This is a genomic window from Paenibacillus dauci, from assembly GCF_000971985.1.
GTDB lineage: Bacteria > Bacillota > Bacilli > Paenibacillales > Paenibacillaceae > Saccharibacillus > Saccharibacillus dauci.
The window spans coordinates 69,894-86,411 of sequence record NZ_LAQQ01000001.1 but is presented as its reverse complement, the minus strand read 5'-3'; the positions used below and the strand labels follow the sequence as shown (position 1 = coordinate 86,411).

The following is a 16,518-nucleotide window of genomic DNA, read 5'->3' as shown; positions in this document are numbered from 1 at the left end:
TGCCTCCACTATAGGAAATTCATGTCTTATTTGCAATCATTAATGGGAATGAACAGGATTCTCTTCAACTGCACGTTTCATTTTTATCAACGTTTTATTGATCCAGATCGCTGCCTGTGCTCCCTCACCCATTGCGATATTCGCCTGCTCGGAATGCGCGCCCAAGTCTCCGGCTACCCATACATTTTCTATATTGCTCATTTTGGATCGTGGATGAGTCTCGATGTGGTGATTATGCAGGGTCTCCACGCCCAGCTGTTCAGCCAGCTCGGAGTTCACATGGTTACCACCGAAGGCAATAAATCCCCGTTCCGTTTCGATGACTTTACCATCTTCCAGCTCAACACCACGTATAATCCCTGTATCTTCATAATGCACCTGACTAACCACTGATTCCATATATTCAATCTGGTGCTCGTGCAGAAGCTCCATAGTCTCCGGCTTAAAGGGTTTGCTCTCATGATTAATATACAGCAGCTGATCTGTACGATCCGACAGAATAAGTGCCATCTGGGCACCTGCTTCGCCTGCTCCAAGAACGACTGTTTTGCGATCCTGAATTTCGTAACCATCACAATCCGGACATACGTAGACGCTGTACCCTAATGTCTCGACCAGACCGGGCAATCTTGGAAACCGATCAATCAGACCCGTTGCCAGCAGTAGCGTACGTGAGCGATAACTTTCTCCCTCTGCTCCTTTTAAAAGGAAATTATCGCCTTCCTTTTTGGCTTCAAGAATGCGGTCCTCGTGAAACTCTACTCCGAGTGGCTCCGCCTGCTCACGACCAATCCGGCGCAATTCTTCACCGGATACACCATTCGGAAAACCAAGTATATTCCCGTAATTTTGGCAAAAGGTCGATCTTCCTTTGCCCGCATCAATTACCAGTACGCGGTGTGCCGAATAACGTCCCAGCTGCAGCGCAGCCTGCAAGCCTGCAATGCCACCGCCCACAATAATACAATCATATAACGTCGTGCTATCAATCATGTCGAATCCTCCTCGGATATACATCTATTATTTACGGATACTTATCTATATGATCTTGATACCTGTATTTCGGTAGTCATTTCTGTACAGCTACTTTATTTATGAAATTAAAGCATCCTGTAATTAAATATGTAAACCTGTCAGTTCAGATGAAACGTAATAATCAGTATGAAATGCAAAAACCCTCTCGTTATGCCCCAAAGTTCAGGACAATCCAGAGAGGGTTACACTTATAAAATTATCGACTGCTGCTGGAACTTGTATAATTCAGCGATACTATCAGTTATCCACGTCTTCCGGAGTTACTTCATACAGTGTTCCTCCGCCCATCATACCACCAAATCCTCCCATACCACTGGTACGATTCATACCGTTGGCTGTACGATCTGAAGTGGCTTTGGTATCTGTAGAGTAGGTTGGATTTATACTTGTGGATACAGAGGCAGTGCTCGTATTTTGCCAATCCTCGGATGGTACTTCGGTTCCATGCTGTTGAATCCATTCTGTGACTTCACTGGAACCGCCACGTCCCCCAAATCCATTAACCAGGAAATATTTTACCTGACCCTTGCTGATCATTTCTTTCAAACGATCAACCGTCATGATGGGGTCGCTGCCGCTATAACCACCCATTGCCATTACTGCTTTGCCGGTCTTAATAATATAGGCCGATGCAGAATTCGCATTGGAAGTAGCAAACAGATACTCTTCTCCTGTGTTATGTTCCGTCACGTACTGGAGCAGTTTTTCATTGACGCTTTCTCCCATTCCACCAGGACCGCCGCCACGCTGGCTGCTATCTGTTGTGGAAGCAGTCGTTTTATCTGTATTGGAAGAATCGGTTGTTTGCTGTGTCTGACCAGGCATATTATCATCTCCTGCAACATCAGGCATACGATTGTTTCCACCGCCTCCACCGAAGCCCATAGAAGTGATCGGACCGCCATAAGGAAGCGAGATATTGCTGGACGGATTCATAAATGGGAAGGAAGCCCAGTACAGCGGTGTCAGCAGCAGCAGTGCCATAGCTGCCGAAGCCATATACGTTTTGCCGACGCGCAGCATTGAGCCTTTGGCGCCTACCAATAATCCCAACGTTAATAGTCCTCCAACAATCGCTACGACATAGAACCATGCCGAACCGATCTGTTCATTATAAGGATAAATAACAAACAATTGAAACGCAGTAGTGACGCCTACATTAATCGGTAATAACCATGCCTGCCAGCCTGAACCTTCACGATATGATCTCCACTGGGCTACAAATCCCGATGCAGCGAGTATAGCTACGGGAGGTGCCAGCATAATCAGATAATACTGATGGAAGAATCCGGCGATGCTGAAGAATCCGGCTACGGGTAGCAGCCACATTAACCAGAATACAGTCTCCAGGTACTGCTGTTTGCGCCATGTATTTCTGCGCAGTCCTGCAAACAACGCAATCAGGGAAATGATTGCAAAGGGCAGCAGCAGACTCGCTTGGCCGGACAAAGAAGTCTGGAACAGACGCAGCGGTCCCGGATCTCCTGTATTGAACATACCCCCTGTCCGTTTGCCGTTATCCCCGCCTCCAGGCATACCTCCCGGATTCATCTGATTGCCTGTACCGGCACTCGATTCAGTACTTGCTGTATTCGAATCAGCTGTACTACCTTGCTTGGTAGTTGTTCCACCAGAACCTCCCTGACTCTGCATGTCACCGGTCAGACGGCTGACGCCGTTATAACCAAATGCCAGTTCCAATACGGAGTTGGTCTGGCTGCTACCCACATAAGGACGATCCTCTGCGGGCACACTGTCTACCACTACCGCCCATGACACTGATACAGCTGCCAGGATTACCGTACCCATGGCGAGTACAGATAATTTTTTCTTCCAGTTTACTTTATAAGCCAGTACATAAAAAATATAAACCGCTGGCAGAATCATATAGGCCTGCAGCATTTTCTCGTTAAACGCAACACCGATCATGGCGAATCCACCAAGAATCCAGCCGACCTTCTGGTTACGGATCCCTTTGAGCAGCATCCAGGCTGCCAGCAGAAGGGTAAATACCAGCAGCCCATCGACGTTATTGGAACGCTGAACAGCAACAGCTACAGGCGTTACTGCCATCATAAGAGCCGCCAGGCGGGCAGCAACCAGACCGAATGTCGGTTTGACAATCAGATAGATCAGTCCAACGGATCCCACACCTGCGAGTGCTGCCGGCAATGTTACACTCCAGCCATGCACGCCAAGTACGGAAGCGAACAGCGTCTGAATCCAGAACGCTACCGGAGGCTTATCGACCGTTACATAGCCAGCGGGATCAAATGAAGCATAAAAGAAATTGTGAAAACTTTGCAGCATACTCGTTACAGCTGCTGTGTAGTAGGCATTTGCCGATCCGTTGTCCCATATATTCCAGATATTCAGAAACGCGGAAAGGATGAGAATAAGAATAAGCGGGATATCAATCCTTGAGCGAGATAATATATTTGTTTTTGATTCCATGTGGTTTCCTCCCGAAAGTTAGTCAGACAGCATCAGCGGCAAGGTTTGACCTTCTCTCTCACCGATGCCTGTACTCCTTTGTATCGTATTTAACAATATGTATATGTATTTTGTATGAACAACATTAAGAATAGTTCATGGGAAACTTAAAGAATCATAAAAAAACAAAAAAAAGACACTGCCAAAGTGCAGTGCCCTGGATAGACATCCAAATTATATATACGCTATATAGCATGTTGGGGGAAAGCTATATAGTAAGGAAAAGGCATTAGTAGGAAGTGTTGCCGCTCTCGGTAATATGCTTCACACCGATAAACTTCTCGCCCACGCTATGGTAACGAGTATTTGTCATTTTCACCGTGCTGGTTGTACTGTCAGTACGGAAAATGGCTTCCTTCATGTTGGAAATGTCACATCTGTCGATAATGACATCTACCTTGAATTTGCTTCCACCCAGCTGGCGAATAAATTTACCGGCTTTGGAGCCTTTGAAGTTTTTGACTGTAAATGTGGATGCAGCATTAATCTGGAACATCTTGTCATCACCATTGGTTGCCGAGCCGCCATCAAGCGTTACTTTACCGCTTTCCTTGATCGTCATGGCATCTTCACCAATATCTTCCCAGACAATATTTTGCAGATTCGCATCCCCGTATGTATGCACGCCGTCAGCTGCAGGATAGCCGAGTACTACATTTTTGAGTGTTCCGCCATCCTCTATACGGAAAATTGGTTTTTGTCCTTCTTTTTGACTGCCATCGCCCAATGCGCTTCCCGCCGTATAGCGTTGACCCTTACCGTCAAAGACTTCGCCTTTTTTAACGATGATTGTCGTATTCTGTACACCAGGAGTTGCAGAGGTTGCAGCAGAGGCTGCCGGTACTACCGTAATTATTGACGTCAGTACAGCACCAGCCAGCAGAGAAGTAAACCATTTTTTCATAAGAGTATCAGCTCCTTCATATTGTAACCTGTTACTTAAAATTAATCAATACAGGTTTAAGTAAACAATATCATTGCATAGTTATATTATCCATATAATATTTAAGCATTATAAAGGTGAATATATTTACATTTATATTGATTATGTATCAGAATACATATTTTGAATTTTCTAATAAATATGCCTCGTCTTCTAACTACGTATTTACAAACCCCTTATAATGAATGATTATTAAATGAAAATGTGACATTCACAGACAAAGCCAAATAGCCATACCCGAATAGTATGGCTATTTTCTGATTTCATACCTTATATTGTTCTATATTTTGCTATTTCACTTTGTCATGCTCGAATCCCGGGTCTTTTCTTTATCAAAATAGTAATGTTCAAAAGTAATGTCATCCGGTTGAATAAATATTTTGCCGTAAGAGTACTGCGACTGTCTACGCTTGTCTGTAGGCGAACCCGGGTTGAACAGCAGGATTCCTTTTTTCCATTCTGCAAAAGGCACATGCGAATGACCGAATACTATAATGTCCACCTTGTCTTCTTCGGTAAACGACTTGAAAGCCTTCTCCGGCGTGCTACCTCCCAGACCTCCATCTCCATGTACAAGACCTATTCGCTTGCCGCCAGCTTCAATAATCTTTGTCCGGCCCAGCTTGTGGACAATACTCTGTGGATCGTTATTACCTGCTACCGCTTCAACAGGCGCCATCTGGCTCAGCAGATCGTGAACTCCCCAGTCACAAAAATCTCCAGCATGCAAAATAAGATCAACATCTTCAAATCCATCCCATACCTGCTGCGGCAGCACCAACTGACGACTAAACAGGTGGGTATCCGAGATTACACCTATAATCATACTTTTCCCTCCCTGCTCTGATAGGCCAAGCGTCGTTCTTCCCTGAGCGCCTCACTGATCTGAGGACAATTAAAACAATATTCCCCATCTTCCATCCGGTGAAACAGGCAGCAGGCACTGCGCAATATGGTTTCACCCGTACCATCGATATTTATTGTGTGTCTTGGCGGTACATGCAGCGGATTGCGGGACAGTCCAAATATTTCTGCCGGCATTTCGCTCATGACATAATGAAGATCCCGGTCGATCATCTGGACGACTTGTTCATCCTCTATCCCATTTTTCCATTGATTCGTATAATAATGGAATCTTGCCGGCATCTGTCTCCAGTACATCCGGGCATGATCCCCACAGATTTCGGTCATCTGCTCCATCATTGGACGCAAAATATCACTATATACGGCGTCTAGATGCCGATCTCGAGAATCCTGACGCTGATCTACAACAACCGGTGCAGGCAGCTGCTCTATGTCCAGATGGTTCACATGAAAAGCAAATTGACAGTATGGACCGCTCATGTATAGTTCGAGTGTCATCTGCTTTGGGTCAAGCATCAGTGCTTGCTGTTCTACGGACAAATGATACTGTACAGCCAGCGGGATGCCGGTAAGCCATGAACATAGAAAAGTGGCTGCCGGCTGCAGATCTTCCGCTTTTAACAGAGGAGCATAGTACTGCAGCAGTTTCTCCATTCCTTCGCGAGTAAATAACTCTGTAAAGGGTTGACGGTAAATTGCTTCGGGGTGAGGCTCATCCGTAATATAAAATTGTCTGCTCAGCCTCTCCCAGTTGGGTATGGTATTCATCAGGTCCCATCCTTTCCACACACATCGGGTATCCTTGTTATCCTATACCAATTTGATAATCACTTCAAACGATCCGTGAACTGTTTTTCGATAAAAGCGCAAAAAAGAAGCAGCCCATGTGTAATGGACTGCCCAATAACGGAGGTATTGCTAATGAAGCATGACTTGCTCCTTAACTGGATTGCGTTTGTTCCTGCTTGCCTGCTGCGATCGGCTGCTTTTTCACAGCTGCCGCACGGCGGTCTTCCGGATGTCCGGAGGACTGTACCTGTTTGACCTTGTGCAGTACTTCCTTATTCGGTAGATAATGCAGTGACTTGATATAGCGGATCGTTTTCGTTTTGGCGCGCATTACAATCGAATGCGTCTCTGCACGATCATCCGCCAGATATCTCACTCCACCCAGGATCTCACCGGGCGTTACACCCGTAGCGGCAAAAATTACATCGTCGGTGCCGATCATATCCTGCATGGTAAGTACCTGATACGGATTCTCGATGCCCATCGCTTTGCAACGTTCAAACTCATCCGCATTGGCCGGCATCAAACGACCCTGCAGTTCGCCGCCCAGGCAGGATAGTGCAGCTGCAGCCAATACACCTTCTGGTGCACCACCCGAACCCAGATACAGATCAATCCCTGCTTCTGGGAAAGCAGGCGCCATTGCTCCGGCTACATCGCCATCACTGAGGAACTTGATCCGTACACCTGTCTTGCGCAGTGTCTTGATGATACTCTCATGGCGATCACGATCCAGAATCATGACAGTCAGATCTGCCATTCGTTTGCCCAGTGCTTTGGCTGCCTTGCGGAGCGTGACATCGACCGGATCCTCAATACTGAGCTTGCCTACCAGTGCGGGACCTACCGCGAGCTTCTCCATGTACATATCGGGAGCATGCAGCAGGTTACCCTTGTCGGCTACGGCAATAACGGATAATGCATTATTCAACCCCTTTGCTACGATAACTGTGCCTTCCAATGGATCGACGGCTACGTCTACTTCCGGTGCTTCTGTGCTTCCCACTTTCTCGCCAATATACAGCATGGGCGCTTCATCCATTTCCCCTTCGCCGATAACGACCGTACCGTTCACCGATACCGAATCGAACATGGCTCTCATGGCCAGTGTTGCTGCCTCGTCTGCGCTGTTCTTATCACCGCGACCCATCCAGGGAGCCGAAGCCAATGCCGCTACTTCTGTTACTCTTACAATTTCCAAAGCCAATTCGCGTTCCATGTCTTCCACTCCTTATTTGTGGGTTTTCAAAGAGAAATGTTTTAACATGTTGACTATAATAACATCTTTCTTTGCATTTTTGTTGCTTTTTTTGTAAATTTTCTTTTAAAACAAATTTATTCTCTCTATAAAGAAAAATTATATGTATATATAAACAACATTTAGCGACATAAAACAACAAATTAAATTTGGTTTTCAACGTTCATTCCCTAGATCTCAACAAATAAAGCCTGCACCCTTGTAACAGGAGCAGACTTTATTATTAGAACAAGCTTTTGAATAGAACTGTGTTTCTTCTATATTACTGTATAAATCAAATACAATTTTATAAGATCCCCACAGCATCAAAAGATCTTTTGACTGCAGTAGTCTGTGCAGAGCTTGCACCATACAGATCGGTTGAAGCTTGAATCATCGCAGCACGATAATCCGAGAAGTCCGATGTGGATGTCAGATACAGCGTCAGCGCACGATAAACAATACCAATGGCCTGCGATCTGCCCAGTCCCTGTACACTTACTCCTTCAAAACTTCCACCCTGTGCCAGCAGGTAGAACTGCTTGTTCGGAATACCACTGTTAGTATGCACGCCGCCCCAGTCGCCAGCTTCTGTATTCGGCAGATTTTTGAATTCATCCATATGAGCAGGGTCGCCGTATTGATTCGGATTGGACATGGAACGCAGTGCATCCCCGGATACAGACGGTGTATAGACATCTTCGCCAATCAGCCAGTCGGTACCGCCTTCAATCACATTACCGAACATATCGGCAATCGCTTCATTTAATGCACCAGATTGGTTCATGTACTCCAGATTGGCTGTCTTCTCGATCACACCGTGTGTCATCTCATGACCAACAACATCCAGAGCACCCGAGATCGGGATAAATGTTCTGCCGTCTCCATCGCCATAGACCATGTAACTTCCATTCCAGAATGCATTATTATAACGGGAGCCATAATGGGTTACCGAACGGATCGGCATGCCTCGTCCATCCAGGCTGTTGCGTCCAAAATTGTTTTTGTAAAAGTCATACACTTTACCTGCATACGTATGAGCATCTACCGAAGCCGGATCATTAAAGGTAGTCGATGTGCTGGATACGGTGGTACCCGGCAGAGAAGAGCGGTTAGCAGCTGTATACGTCTGGATACCGTTTCCGCGTGTGGAGTCAATCATGACATAACGGGAACCTGAAGTGCCTACCGTAAAGGATTTGGTATCGCCCAGCACCCCTTTGCCTGTACCTGTCGCATGTTCAAGCAGATCATATTTCAGCAGGATCGATCCATCTTTGGCATCTACAAAATAACGGGTACGCAGCGGTTCAGGATCAAGTACATTGACTTCGGTCACATAGACCAGATGGGCTTCTTTCCCTTCCGGAGCATAAATGTACAGCTTGGCAGAAGGCTCATTCACCGATTCGCCAATTCGTCCTAGACGTAGTGCTGCATCTGCTTCTGCAATACGGATTGCACGTGTCTCGTTAATTTGGGGTTTGACCGTCTCCAGGGGCTCTGCATAGACATCTTCAGTCACTTTCGGACGCGGAGAGTCCAGCTTGCCATAGACATCTTCTACGACTTTACCCATATACAGAGAGACATTGCCTGATGAGTCAAAATGAAGAGTCTGCTCTGCCCCGTATACCGGAATGCCTTTGTAAGTCTGAGTTAAACGATAATGATCTGTACCGGTCTGAGCATCAGGCATACGATTTGTAATCTCGAACAGTTCTTTGACATTCTCAGATTGCGCACTGTCTGCAACCAGCGAGCGTTTTTGCTTTTCGAGAAACTTCCATACTTTATCGTCGCCTGAACCACCGCTGATTCCGGTCGTTTGTGCAATCATTTTTGGTGTGTAGTCACCCAGTGGTGCCAGCTCATTCGTTCCTGCTGCAAAGACGGAAGCATTCGCGCCTACCAGCAAACTTCCTGCGATTAAAAGACCAACTGTTTTTTTCAAAGTATTCTCCCCTGTTCACTTGGTTTTATGGTTATACAAATACCGAGCTTATCTTTCAAAACAGATATCGCTCATAAAAAAACTGATCCTATCTCCTTGCCTGTATTGTCGACACGTTGCTGTATACCCCTTATACAGACATTAAATATAGACATTAAGCTTCAGTAGATCCTTATGTACGGAAAAGTCCTGCTACTTCTCCTTTCTCTCCTCCTTGCATTCAATGTATATAATATGGTGTAAATCCTGTTGTTGGAAAAAATAATAACATGATTCTTAAAGGAAATAAATACATTTTTAGCTAAATGTTAATTTTTTATTTTGATTTCCCTCTTATAGTTAACGCTCCATGTTATATTAATCAACTTATGTTCAATTAGATACATATGGATAAAACGAACAGAATATTAATTACACTTTGATTTATTCTGTTTTTAAATAACATAATCTCCTCCCTGCCATCTGGCAAAGAGGAGATCATGGAGTCATCTCATGAAGAGATGATGATTTCAGTTAACAAGTCGGTAATTACAGAATTCCGACAGCGCTCAGAGAGTTTTTCACAGCTGTAGTCTGTGCAGAGTTTGCACCATACAGATCTGTGGAAGCCTGGATCATCGCAGAACGATAGTCAGAGAAATCGGAAGTGGAAGTCAGATAGTAGTTCAGTGCACGATAGACGATCTGAATCGCCTGGGAGCGGCCAATACCTGTAACTTTTACGCCGTCAAATGTTCCGCCCTGAGCCAGCAGGTAGAACGATTTGTTTGGAATACCACTGTTGGTGTGCACTCCGCCATTATCCGCAGATGTGTTCACAAAGTCATCCATACGGGAAGGTTGGTCACCTTTCTCCGGGTTATCCATATAACGCAATGCATCGCCAGATACGCGCGGTGTATAGATAGCATCACCGATCATCCAGTTTTTTCCTTCGATCGTGTTACCGAACATATCCGAGATGGATTCATTCAGTGCACCCGATTGACCATAGTACTCCAGGTTCGCTGTATTCTCGGTTACACCGTGAGTCAGCTCATGTCCGATTACGTCCAGGTCGCCGGACAATGGGATGAATGTAGTACCATCGCCATCTCCATATACCATTTGGGAACCGTTCCAGAATGCATTGTTATAGTTGGAGGAATAGTGCGTAGTCGAACGGATTGCCATTCCTCTGCCATCAATACTGTTACGGCCAAAGTTGGATTTGAAGAAATCATATACGCGCGCTGCATAAGCATGAGCATCTACGGATGCAGGATCGCTGAATGTTGTAGATGTACTGGATACTGTAGTTCCCGGCAGAGATGTACGATTGGCTGCAGTATACGTCTGAATACCATTACCACGAGTAGTATCTGTCAGCACATAGCGGGAACCGGAAGTTCCTACTGTAAATGTTTTGGTGTCGCCTAGTACACCTTTACCTGTACCTGTAGCATGCTCGATCAGATCATACTGGAACAGTACCGATCCATCTTTGGCATCTACAAAGTAGCGTGTACGTACCGGAGCCGGCTCCAGAACGTTCACTTCAGTGACATAAGCCAGACGCGCTTCTTTGCCTTCCGGAGCGTAGATGTACAGTTTGGCAGAAGGTGCGATTTGTGCTTCACCCAGTGACCCTACTTTGGAAGCAGCATCTTTTTGCGCAATACTGATCGCTTCAGAAGCGCTTATTTCCGGTGTTACCAGATTATAAGTATCGCTGACTACTGTTTCTTTTGCATCAGCATAGACATCTTCGGTTACTTTCTTCTCGGGAGTAGCTGCTTCGGAAGTCCCCAGTTTGTCGGACAGATCGTTAACCACTTTACCCATATACAGGGATACATTACCTGATTTGTCAAAGTGGAGTGTCTGTTCAGCACCATATACCGGAATACCTTGATATACCTGGTTCAGACGATAGTGGTCTGTACCTGTTTTGGAATCAGCCTGTCTTTTTGTAATCTCAAACAGATCTTTGACATCCTGGGACTCGGCACCACCACTAACAAGTGTGCGTTTTTGTTTGTCCAGGAATTTCCAAACTTTCTCATCGCCGGATGCTCCAGTAATTGTAGTTGGCTGGTTAATCAGCTTGGGCGTGTAATCACCCAGTGGCGCCAGGTCATTGGTATCTGCTGCAAATACGGAAGAGCTGGCACCTACAAGTAAGCTTCCTGCGAGTAAAAGAGTAGCGGTTTTTTTCAAAGTATTCTCTCCTGTTCATTTGGTTTTTTGGAATTGATGCTGTCTGCACAGCGTTGAAGCCTGAATGAAAATGATCATTCTGCCGATTGGTAAAACAGCTTGCCGGTGAACCGTTTTGCCAGCTATGTACAGCGGGCCACAAACAACAGAGCGACAATATGAGATCCGAGGCATCCCACCTTTCATGTTAACTATTTGTCCTTTTCTTGCAAATAATGGATAGGTCTTGGTGTTGGGAGAAAGCGTATCATGATTCCTAAAAAAAATAAATACTTTTTTAGATGAAAATTAGAAAAAAGTGTAAAAATACTTAGATAGTTAACATTAACAGTCTGATTTATTAACAAATGGTCAAAAAAACAGTAAAAATTTCACGTTAAGAAGTTTTAATTCACTTTTTAAAGTAATATTTTAATATTAAAAATTTATTCACCTATAATAAACACATATTTATATAAGAATCAGGAAAATATATACATATGCTTTTCTGTTTTATAAGTAGTTTCCATAATCACATACAAAAAAAAGGAAGCAGTCGCCTCTTGGCGAGCTGCTTCCTTCTGATTATGATTAACTCTCATGTTTGAATACAACCAGTTTGGTCTCCATCATTTCTTCCATGGCATACTTTATTCCTTCACGTCCGGTTCCACTTTGTTTAACCCCGCCATACGGCATATGATCGACCCGGAATGTTGGAATATCATTAATAATGACGCCGCCTACCTCCAACTCACGCACAGCCTGGAAAGCTGTATTCAGCTGCTTCGTATAAATCCCTGCCTGCAAGCCATAGTCTGACTGATTCACTGCTGCGATTGCTTCATTTACTCCCGATACCTTATTGATCATAACAATCGGTGCAAATACTTCACGACAAGCCACCTTCGATTCGGGCTGTACATTCAGCAGTACGGTAGGTAGCAGCAATTCATTCTCCACTTTGCCGCCATAAGCGATCTGTGCTCCCTGTTCTACAGCTTCTTTGATCCATTCTACTGCGCGCTGCTGTTCCTTGGGCGCAATCATCGCTGCCACATCGGTATGCTCGGCTAGCGGATCTCCTATCTTCAACTGTGCTGTCTTCTCTACCAACAGCTGTACAAAATCATCATAAATCTGTTCATGTACATAGATTCGCTGTACCGAAATACAGACCTGTCCCTGATTGGAGAATGCCCCGGATACTACCCGATCCATCATCGCAGCTATATCAGTATCTGCATCAATAATAAGTCCGGAGTTCGAACCCAGCTCCAGTGTTACTTTTTTCAGCCCTGCTCGTGCACGGATCGAGATGCCTACTGCAGGACTACCTGTAAAGGAAAGTGCTTTGACTCGCTCATCCGTTACGATCACATCGCCTACGATCTTGCCGTCACCGGTTACTACATTGAGCGCTCCAGCAGGTAGTCCTGCTTCTTTCAGCAATTCTGCTAGCAGTAATGAAGACAATGGGGTCTGTTCTGCAGGTTTCAATACTAGTGTATTACCGGCTGCAATGGCTGGACCCACCTTGTGGGCTACCAGGTTCATTGGGAAATTGAACGGTGTAATGGCTCCGACCACACCAACCGGTTCTTTGATAGTATACGCAGTACGTCCTTCTCCGGTGGCTGCTGCATCAAGAGGAATAGTCTCTCCATGAATACGCTTGGCTTCTTCCGCGGCAAATTTGTAAGTCTCAATAGTACGGGCAATCTCTCCACGGGCTGCACTCAGCGGTTTGGATCCCTCCAGCGCAATCAAGCGGGCAGCTTCTTCCCCTCGCTCCTGTAATAACTGTGCCAGTTTTTCCAAAATAGATGCGCGGCGATGAGCCGGCATATTGCGCATCGTCTCTTTTGCATCATAAGCAGCAGTAATCGCCAGCTTTGCTTCCTCGGCATTCGCTTCTGCGACTTCGGCAATTTGTTCTCTGCTATATGGAGAGTATAACGCTTTGTAGGATTCTGCAGGCGTCCATACTCCATTAATGTATAAATCTTTTTTCATTGGTAACCCTTCTTTCTTTTTATTCATTGAATTGTGACTTGGAACAATCGATAAGTTGCCTCCATTAATGTATACACAACTCTGCAACTCAGTAATCTAATTAGTTCTTTAGAATCACTAAATTACCATTTTTTCGACAAAATTCAACTAAATTATATATTTTGTCCAATTTAGTATAATCAAATAGAACTAGTTGTCCGACATATAACTTACCAACTAAAATGGCTAGTACCCCTGATTTATATGACTATTTAGATTAGCTGAATCAATGACAAGCTGATCTTCTCATTATAACGCTGCTGTCAATTTTCGACAAACAGCTATAGGGAATATTACCATTTCGACAATTTCGACAACAAGGAGATACGATCTATGCGCCATTTGAAAGTAAAAACAAAAATACTCGCTTTACTTGCTGCTACTCTCGTTTTCCTGGCTGCTGTAGGCTTTACGGGATATCAGACAACAGATGATATAGCTGCTAAGGCCCAACTGATGTACAACCAGAATATGCTGGCCAGTATGGACATCAATCAAGTCATTATCGATAACCGCACGATTGAATCCGCCATTATGGAACTGATGATAACCAAAGACCAGCAACGCAATAATGAATTAAAAAATACCATTCTGGAACGTACAGCCTCCAATGAACAACTGTACACTCATCTGAATACTATTACACTCACTTCCGCTTCCGCTGATCTATACAATCAATACAAAAGCAATTTGACTACCTATCAGAGCTTGCTTCAGCAAGTAGAATCCCTTTCCCTGCAGAACGATAATACAGAAGCCTACAATCTGTTCACTTCCAAAGTTGAACCGATCCGTCAGGCAATGAATGCAGCGACCAAAAGTCTAAATAGTCAACTCACTCAGGAAGCTGCGGCTACCAGTCAACAGATCGAATCTTCCGCTTTTTGGTCCAAAATTATACTGGTGTCTGTAATTGCTGCCGGTATCCTGCTTTCTCTGCTATTCGGTTTTATTATTAGCCGGATGATCACCCGTCCACTGGCTCAACTGCAACAATTAATGAGCAGAGCGGGCGATGGTGATCTCACCGTATCCGGAGATTATAAATCCAGAGATGAGATTGGTATGGTTACTTCTTCTTTTAACGCTATGCTTGGCAATGTAAAAGCAATCATCCGTCAGGTGGATGAGAGTGCACTTACCCTGTCTGCTTCAGCCGAAGAGCTAACTGCCAGCGCTGAACAGACTGCACAGGCTGCTGAACATATCGCTGTTGCTACTAATGAAATGTCGACTGGTATTGAATCCCAGGTAGAATCCGTGAATCAGGTTAATCAATCAGTCAGCTCTATGTACGAGAAAATGGGGCATGTATCTACCAACAGTCAGGAAATCAATCAGCTTACCGAACACATGACAACAGCCGCTCATAACGGTCTGCAGGAAGTGAATGAAATTACCCGTTTAATCAAGGGATTATCTATAGATATGGAGCAGAATCTGCGTGTAATGACACAACTGAATACGACATCTGATCAGATCGGTCTTGCTTCTTCTTCTATCCAGCAAATCGCCCAGCAAACCAATCTGCTCGCACTGAATGCTTCTATTGAAGCAGCACGTGCCGGTGAAGCCGGTCGGGGATTCGCTGTAGTCGCCGAAGAAATACGCAAATTGGCTACTGGTGCTGCCGATTCCTCCAAAGAAATCTCCGATATGGTGCAATCGATTCAAGATACTAGCCGGGCTGCTGTAGAGCAGGTTAATCAATCTTCTGCCAGTATTCAAGCCAGTGTACAGAGCAGTGTACGTGTAAATACCGCATTCGAAGCTATCCGTGAATCAGTGGATGCCACTTCAGGCAAAATCGGTATCTCCAGTGAAATGATCCAGCAAGTCGCCCGCCAATCCGAGAACATTGCAGAAGCCATGGAACATGTCAGTGCGATTACCGAACAGAGCTCTGCAGGTATTCAGCAGACAGGTGCTGCCAGTGAAGAACAGCTGTCTACAATGGAAGAAGTATCCGGTTCCGCTCGCTACCTGTCTGAACTTGCCGAGAATCTGCAGAATGCGCTCGCCCGCTTCAAAGTCTAAATTCCAATAAATATATATACGCATTGCCAACTCTAATGAAATGAGGCTGTTCTTATGAAAAACCTGAAAGTCCGCACCAAGATTATTATTTTGATTATTGTCAATCTGCTCGTTCTGGCTGCCATCTCCGTTAACGGTATCCGTTCAACTGAACAGATGTCCGGTATAGCTACCAATATGTACACCAACAATATCAAACCAATCACTGCTATGGATCAGATCATTATCAATTACAGTTCCAATGCGACAAAGCTGCTCAAACTGTTTACCTCAACCGATACATCCGATAGCGCACAATGGATCAATGAGATTCAAGCCACTGCAGCCGATACCAAAAAGCAATATGACGTTGTGGGGCAAACCCAGCTAAGTGCACAAAACCAACCTCTGGCTGCCAAACTGGTTGAAGTCGCCACTACATTCTCCGCCACTCGCGAAAGTGTACTCAAAGCTGTCTCGGAAAATAATGTGCCAGCAGCCGAATCCTCTTATGCGGAATTGGAGAAGATCCGCTTGAGTCTCAATGATCTGCTTAATCAAATCCGTGAAAATATGATGCAAGAAGCTGCTCAGAGCAAAGCAGATGCTGATTCCAGTTACCATCAAGCTGTACTTGTTACTATTGTTGTATCTGCAATCGGATTACTTGTCTCCTTGCTGCTCGGTATCTGGATTGTTCGTCTGATTGTGCGTCCACTGCGCGAAGTACAGGAATTGATGACTTCTGCAGCAGAAGGTGATCTGACTGTCGTCGCCCAGCATGATGCAGGTGACGAGATCGGTCAGGTTGCCAAAGCATTCAATACACTTATTGGCAGCATGCGCAAAATCATCAAAAGTGTTGATGAGAGTGCAATGACACTGTCTGCAGCTTCCGAGGAATTGACAGCCAGTGCCGAACAGACTTCCTAGGCTTCAGCCCATATCGCAGTG

11 protein-coding genes are annotated in these 16,518 nt (G+C 45.0%); 2 read left to right on the top strand and 9 right to left on the bottom strand.

Annotated elements, in window-relative coordinates; translation table 11 throughout:
* Positions 1-39: 39 nt before the first annotated feature.
* The 9 genes from WH46_RS07870 to WH46_RS07830 form a co-directional block, all read right to left on the bottom strand.
* Complete coding sequence (locus WH46_RS07870; protein WP_046226312.1) at positions 40-993, bottom strand: NAD(P)/FAD-dependent oxidoreductase; 954 nt, start codon at positions 991-993, stop codon at positions 40-42.
* 279 nt (positions 994-1,272) lie between these two features.
* Positions 1,273-3,489 (bottom strand): glycosyltransferase family 39 protein, encoded by a 2,217-nt coding sequence (locus WH46_RS07865; protein ID WP_046226311.1) that lies wholly within the window; start codon positions 3,487-3,489, stop codon positions 1,273-1,275.
* A gap of 268 nt (positions 3,490-3,757) precedes the next feature.
* A complete protein-coding gene (locus tag WH46_RS07860; protein ID WP_046226310.1) occupies positions 3,758-4,432 on the bottom strand; it encodes a pectate lyase in 675 nt (224 codons plus the stop codon).
* Between the two features lie 334 nt (positions 4,433-4,766).
* On the bottom strand, positions 4,767-5,297 hold the full coding sequence (locus WH46_RS07855; RefSeq protein WP_046226309.1) for a metallophosphoesterase family protein: 531 nt from the start codon (positions 5,295-5,297) through the stop codon (positions 4,767-4,769).
* A complete protein-coding gene (locus tag WH46_RS07850; RefSeq protein WP_046226308.1) occupies positions 5,294-6,103 on the bottom strand; it encodes a (2Fe-2S)-binding protein in 810 nt (269 codons plus the stop codon). Before WH46_RS07850 ends, WH46_RS07855 begins: the two co-directional genes overlap by 4 nt.
* 172 nt (positions 6,104-6,275) lie before the next feature.
* Complete coding sequence (gene glpX, locus WH46_RS07845) at positions 6,276-7,343, bottom strand: class II fructose-bisphosphatase (RefSeq protein ID WP_017812161.1); 1,068 nt, start codon at positions 7,341-7,343, stop codon at positions 6,276-6,278.
* 325 nt (positions 7,344-7,668) lie between these two features.
* On the bottom strand, positions 7,669-9,315 hold the full coding sequence (locus tag WH46_RS07840) for a M4 family metallopeptidase (RefSeq protein WP_046226307.1): 1,647 nt from the start codon (positions 9,313-9,315) through the stop codon (positions 7,669-7,671).
* A gap of 528 nt (positions 9,316-9,843) precedes the next feature.
* Positions 9,844-11,514 (bottom strand): M4 family metallopeptidase, encoded by a 1,671-nt coding sequence (locus WH46_RS07835; protein WP_046226306.1) that lies wholly within the window; start codon positions 11,512-11,514, stop codon positions 9,844-9,846.
* A gap of 570 nt (positions 11,515-12,084) precedes the next feature.
* Positions 12,085-13,509 carry an aldehyde dehydrogenase family protein gene (locus tag WH46_RS07830; RefSeq protein WP_046226305.1) on the bottom strand — a complete coding sequence of 475 codons (1,425 nt, stop codon included), beginning with the start codon at positions 13,507-13,509 and terminating at the stop codon, positions 12,085-12,087.
* Between the two features lie 372 nt (positions 13,510-13,881).
* On the opposite strand from WH46_RS07830, the gene WH46_RS07825 reads away from it, so the two are divergent.
* Entirely contained in the window at positions 13,882-15,585 is a 1,704-nt protein-coding gene (locus tag WH46_RS07825) for a methyl-accepting chemotaxis protein (protein WP_046226304.1), read from the top strand.
* Positions 15,586-15,639: 54 nt separating this feature from the next.
* Positions 15,640-16,497, top strand: coding sequence for an MCP four helix bundle domain-containing protein (locus tag WH46_RS07820; protein WP_046226303.1), 858 nt, complete (start codon positions 15,640-15,642; stop codon positions 16,495-16,497).
* The last annotated feature ends 21 nt before the right edge of the window (positions 16,498-16,518 follow it).

Excerpts from the sequence above, each read along its gene's own strand:
- WH46_RS07870 (WP_046226312.1), bottom strand. The coding sequence starts at position 993 with ATGATTGATAGCACGACGTTATATGATTGTATTATTGTGGGCGGTGGC.
- WH46_RS07865 (WP_046226311.1), bottom strand. The coding sequence starts at position 3,489 with ATGGAATCAAAAACAAATATATTATCTCGCTCAAGGATTGATATCCCG.
- WH46_RS07860 (WP_046226310.1), bottom strand. The coding sequence starts at position 4,432 with ATGAAAAAATGGTTTACTTCTCTGCTGGCTGGTGCTGTACTGACGTCA.
- WH46_RS07855 (WP_046226309.1), bottom strand. The coding sequence starts at position 5,297 with ATGATTATAGGTGTAATCTCGGATACCCACCTGTTTAGTCGTCAGTTG.
- WH46_RS07850 (WP_046226308.1), bottom strand. The coding sequence starts at position 6,103 with ATGAATACCATACCCAACTGGGAGAGGCTGAGCAGACAATTTTATATT.
- glpX (WP_017812161.1), bottom strand. The coding sequence starts at position 7,343 with ATGGAACGCGAATTGGCTTTGGAAATTGTAAGAGTAACAGAAGTAGCG.
- WH46_RS07830 (WP_046226305.1), bottom strand. The coding sequence starts at position 13,509 with ATGAAAAAAGATTTATACATTAATGGAGTATGGACGCCTGCAGAATCC.
- WH46_RS07825 (WP_046226304.1), top strand. The coding sequence starts at position 13,882 with ATGCGCCATTTGAAAGTAAAAACAAAAATACTCGCTTTACTTGCTGCT.
- WH46_RS07820 (WP_046226303.1), top strand. The coding sequence starts at position 15,640 with ATGAAAAACCTGAAAGTCCGCACCAAGATTATTATTTTGATTATTGTC.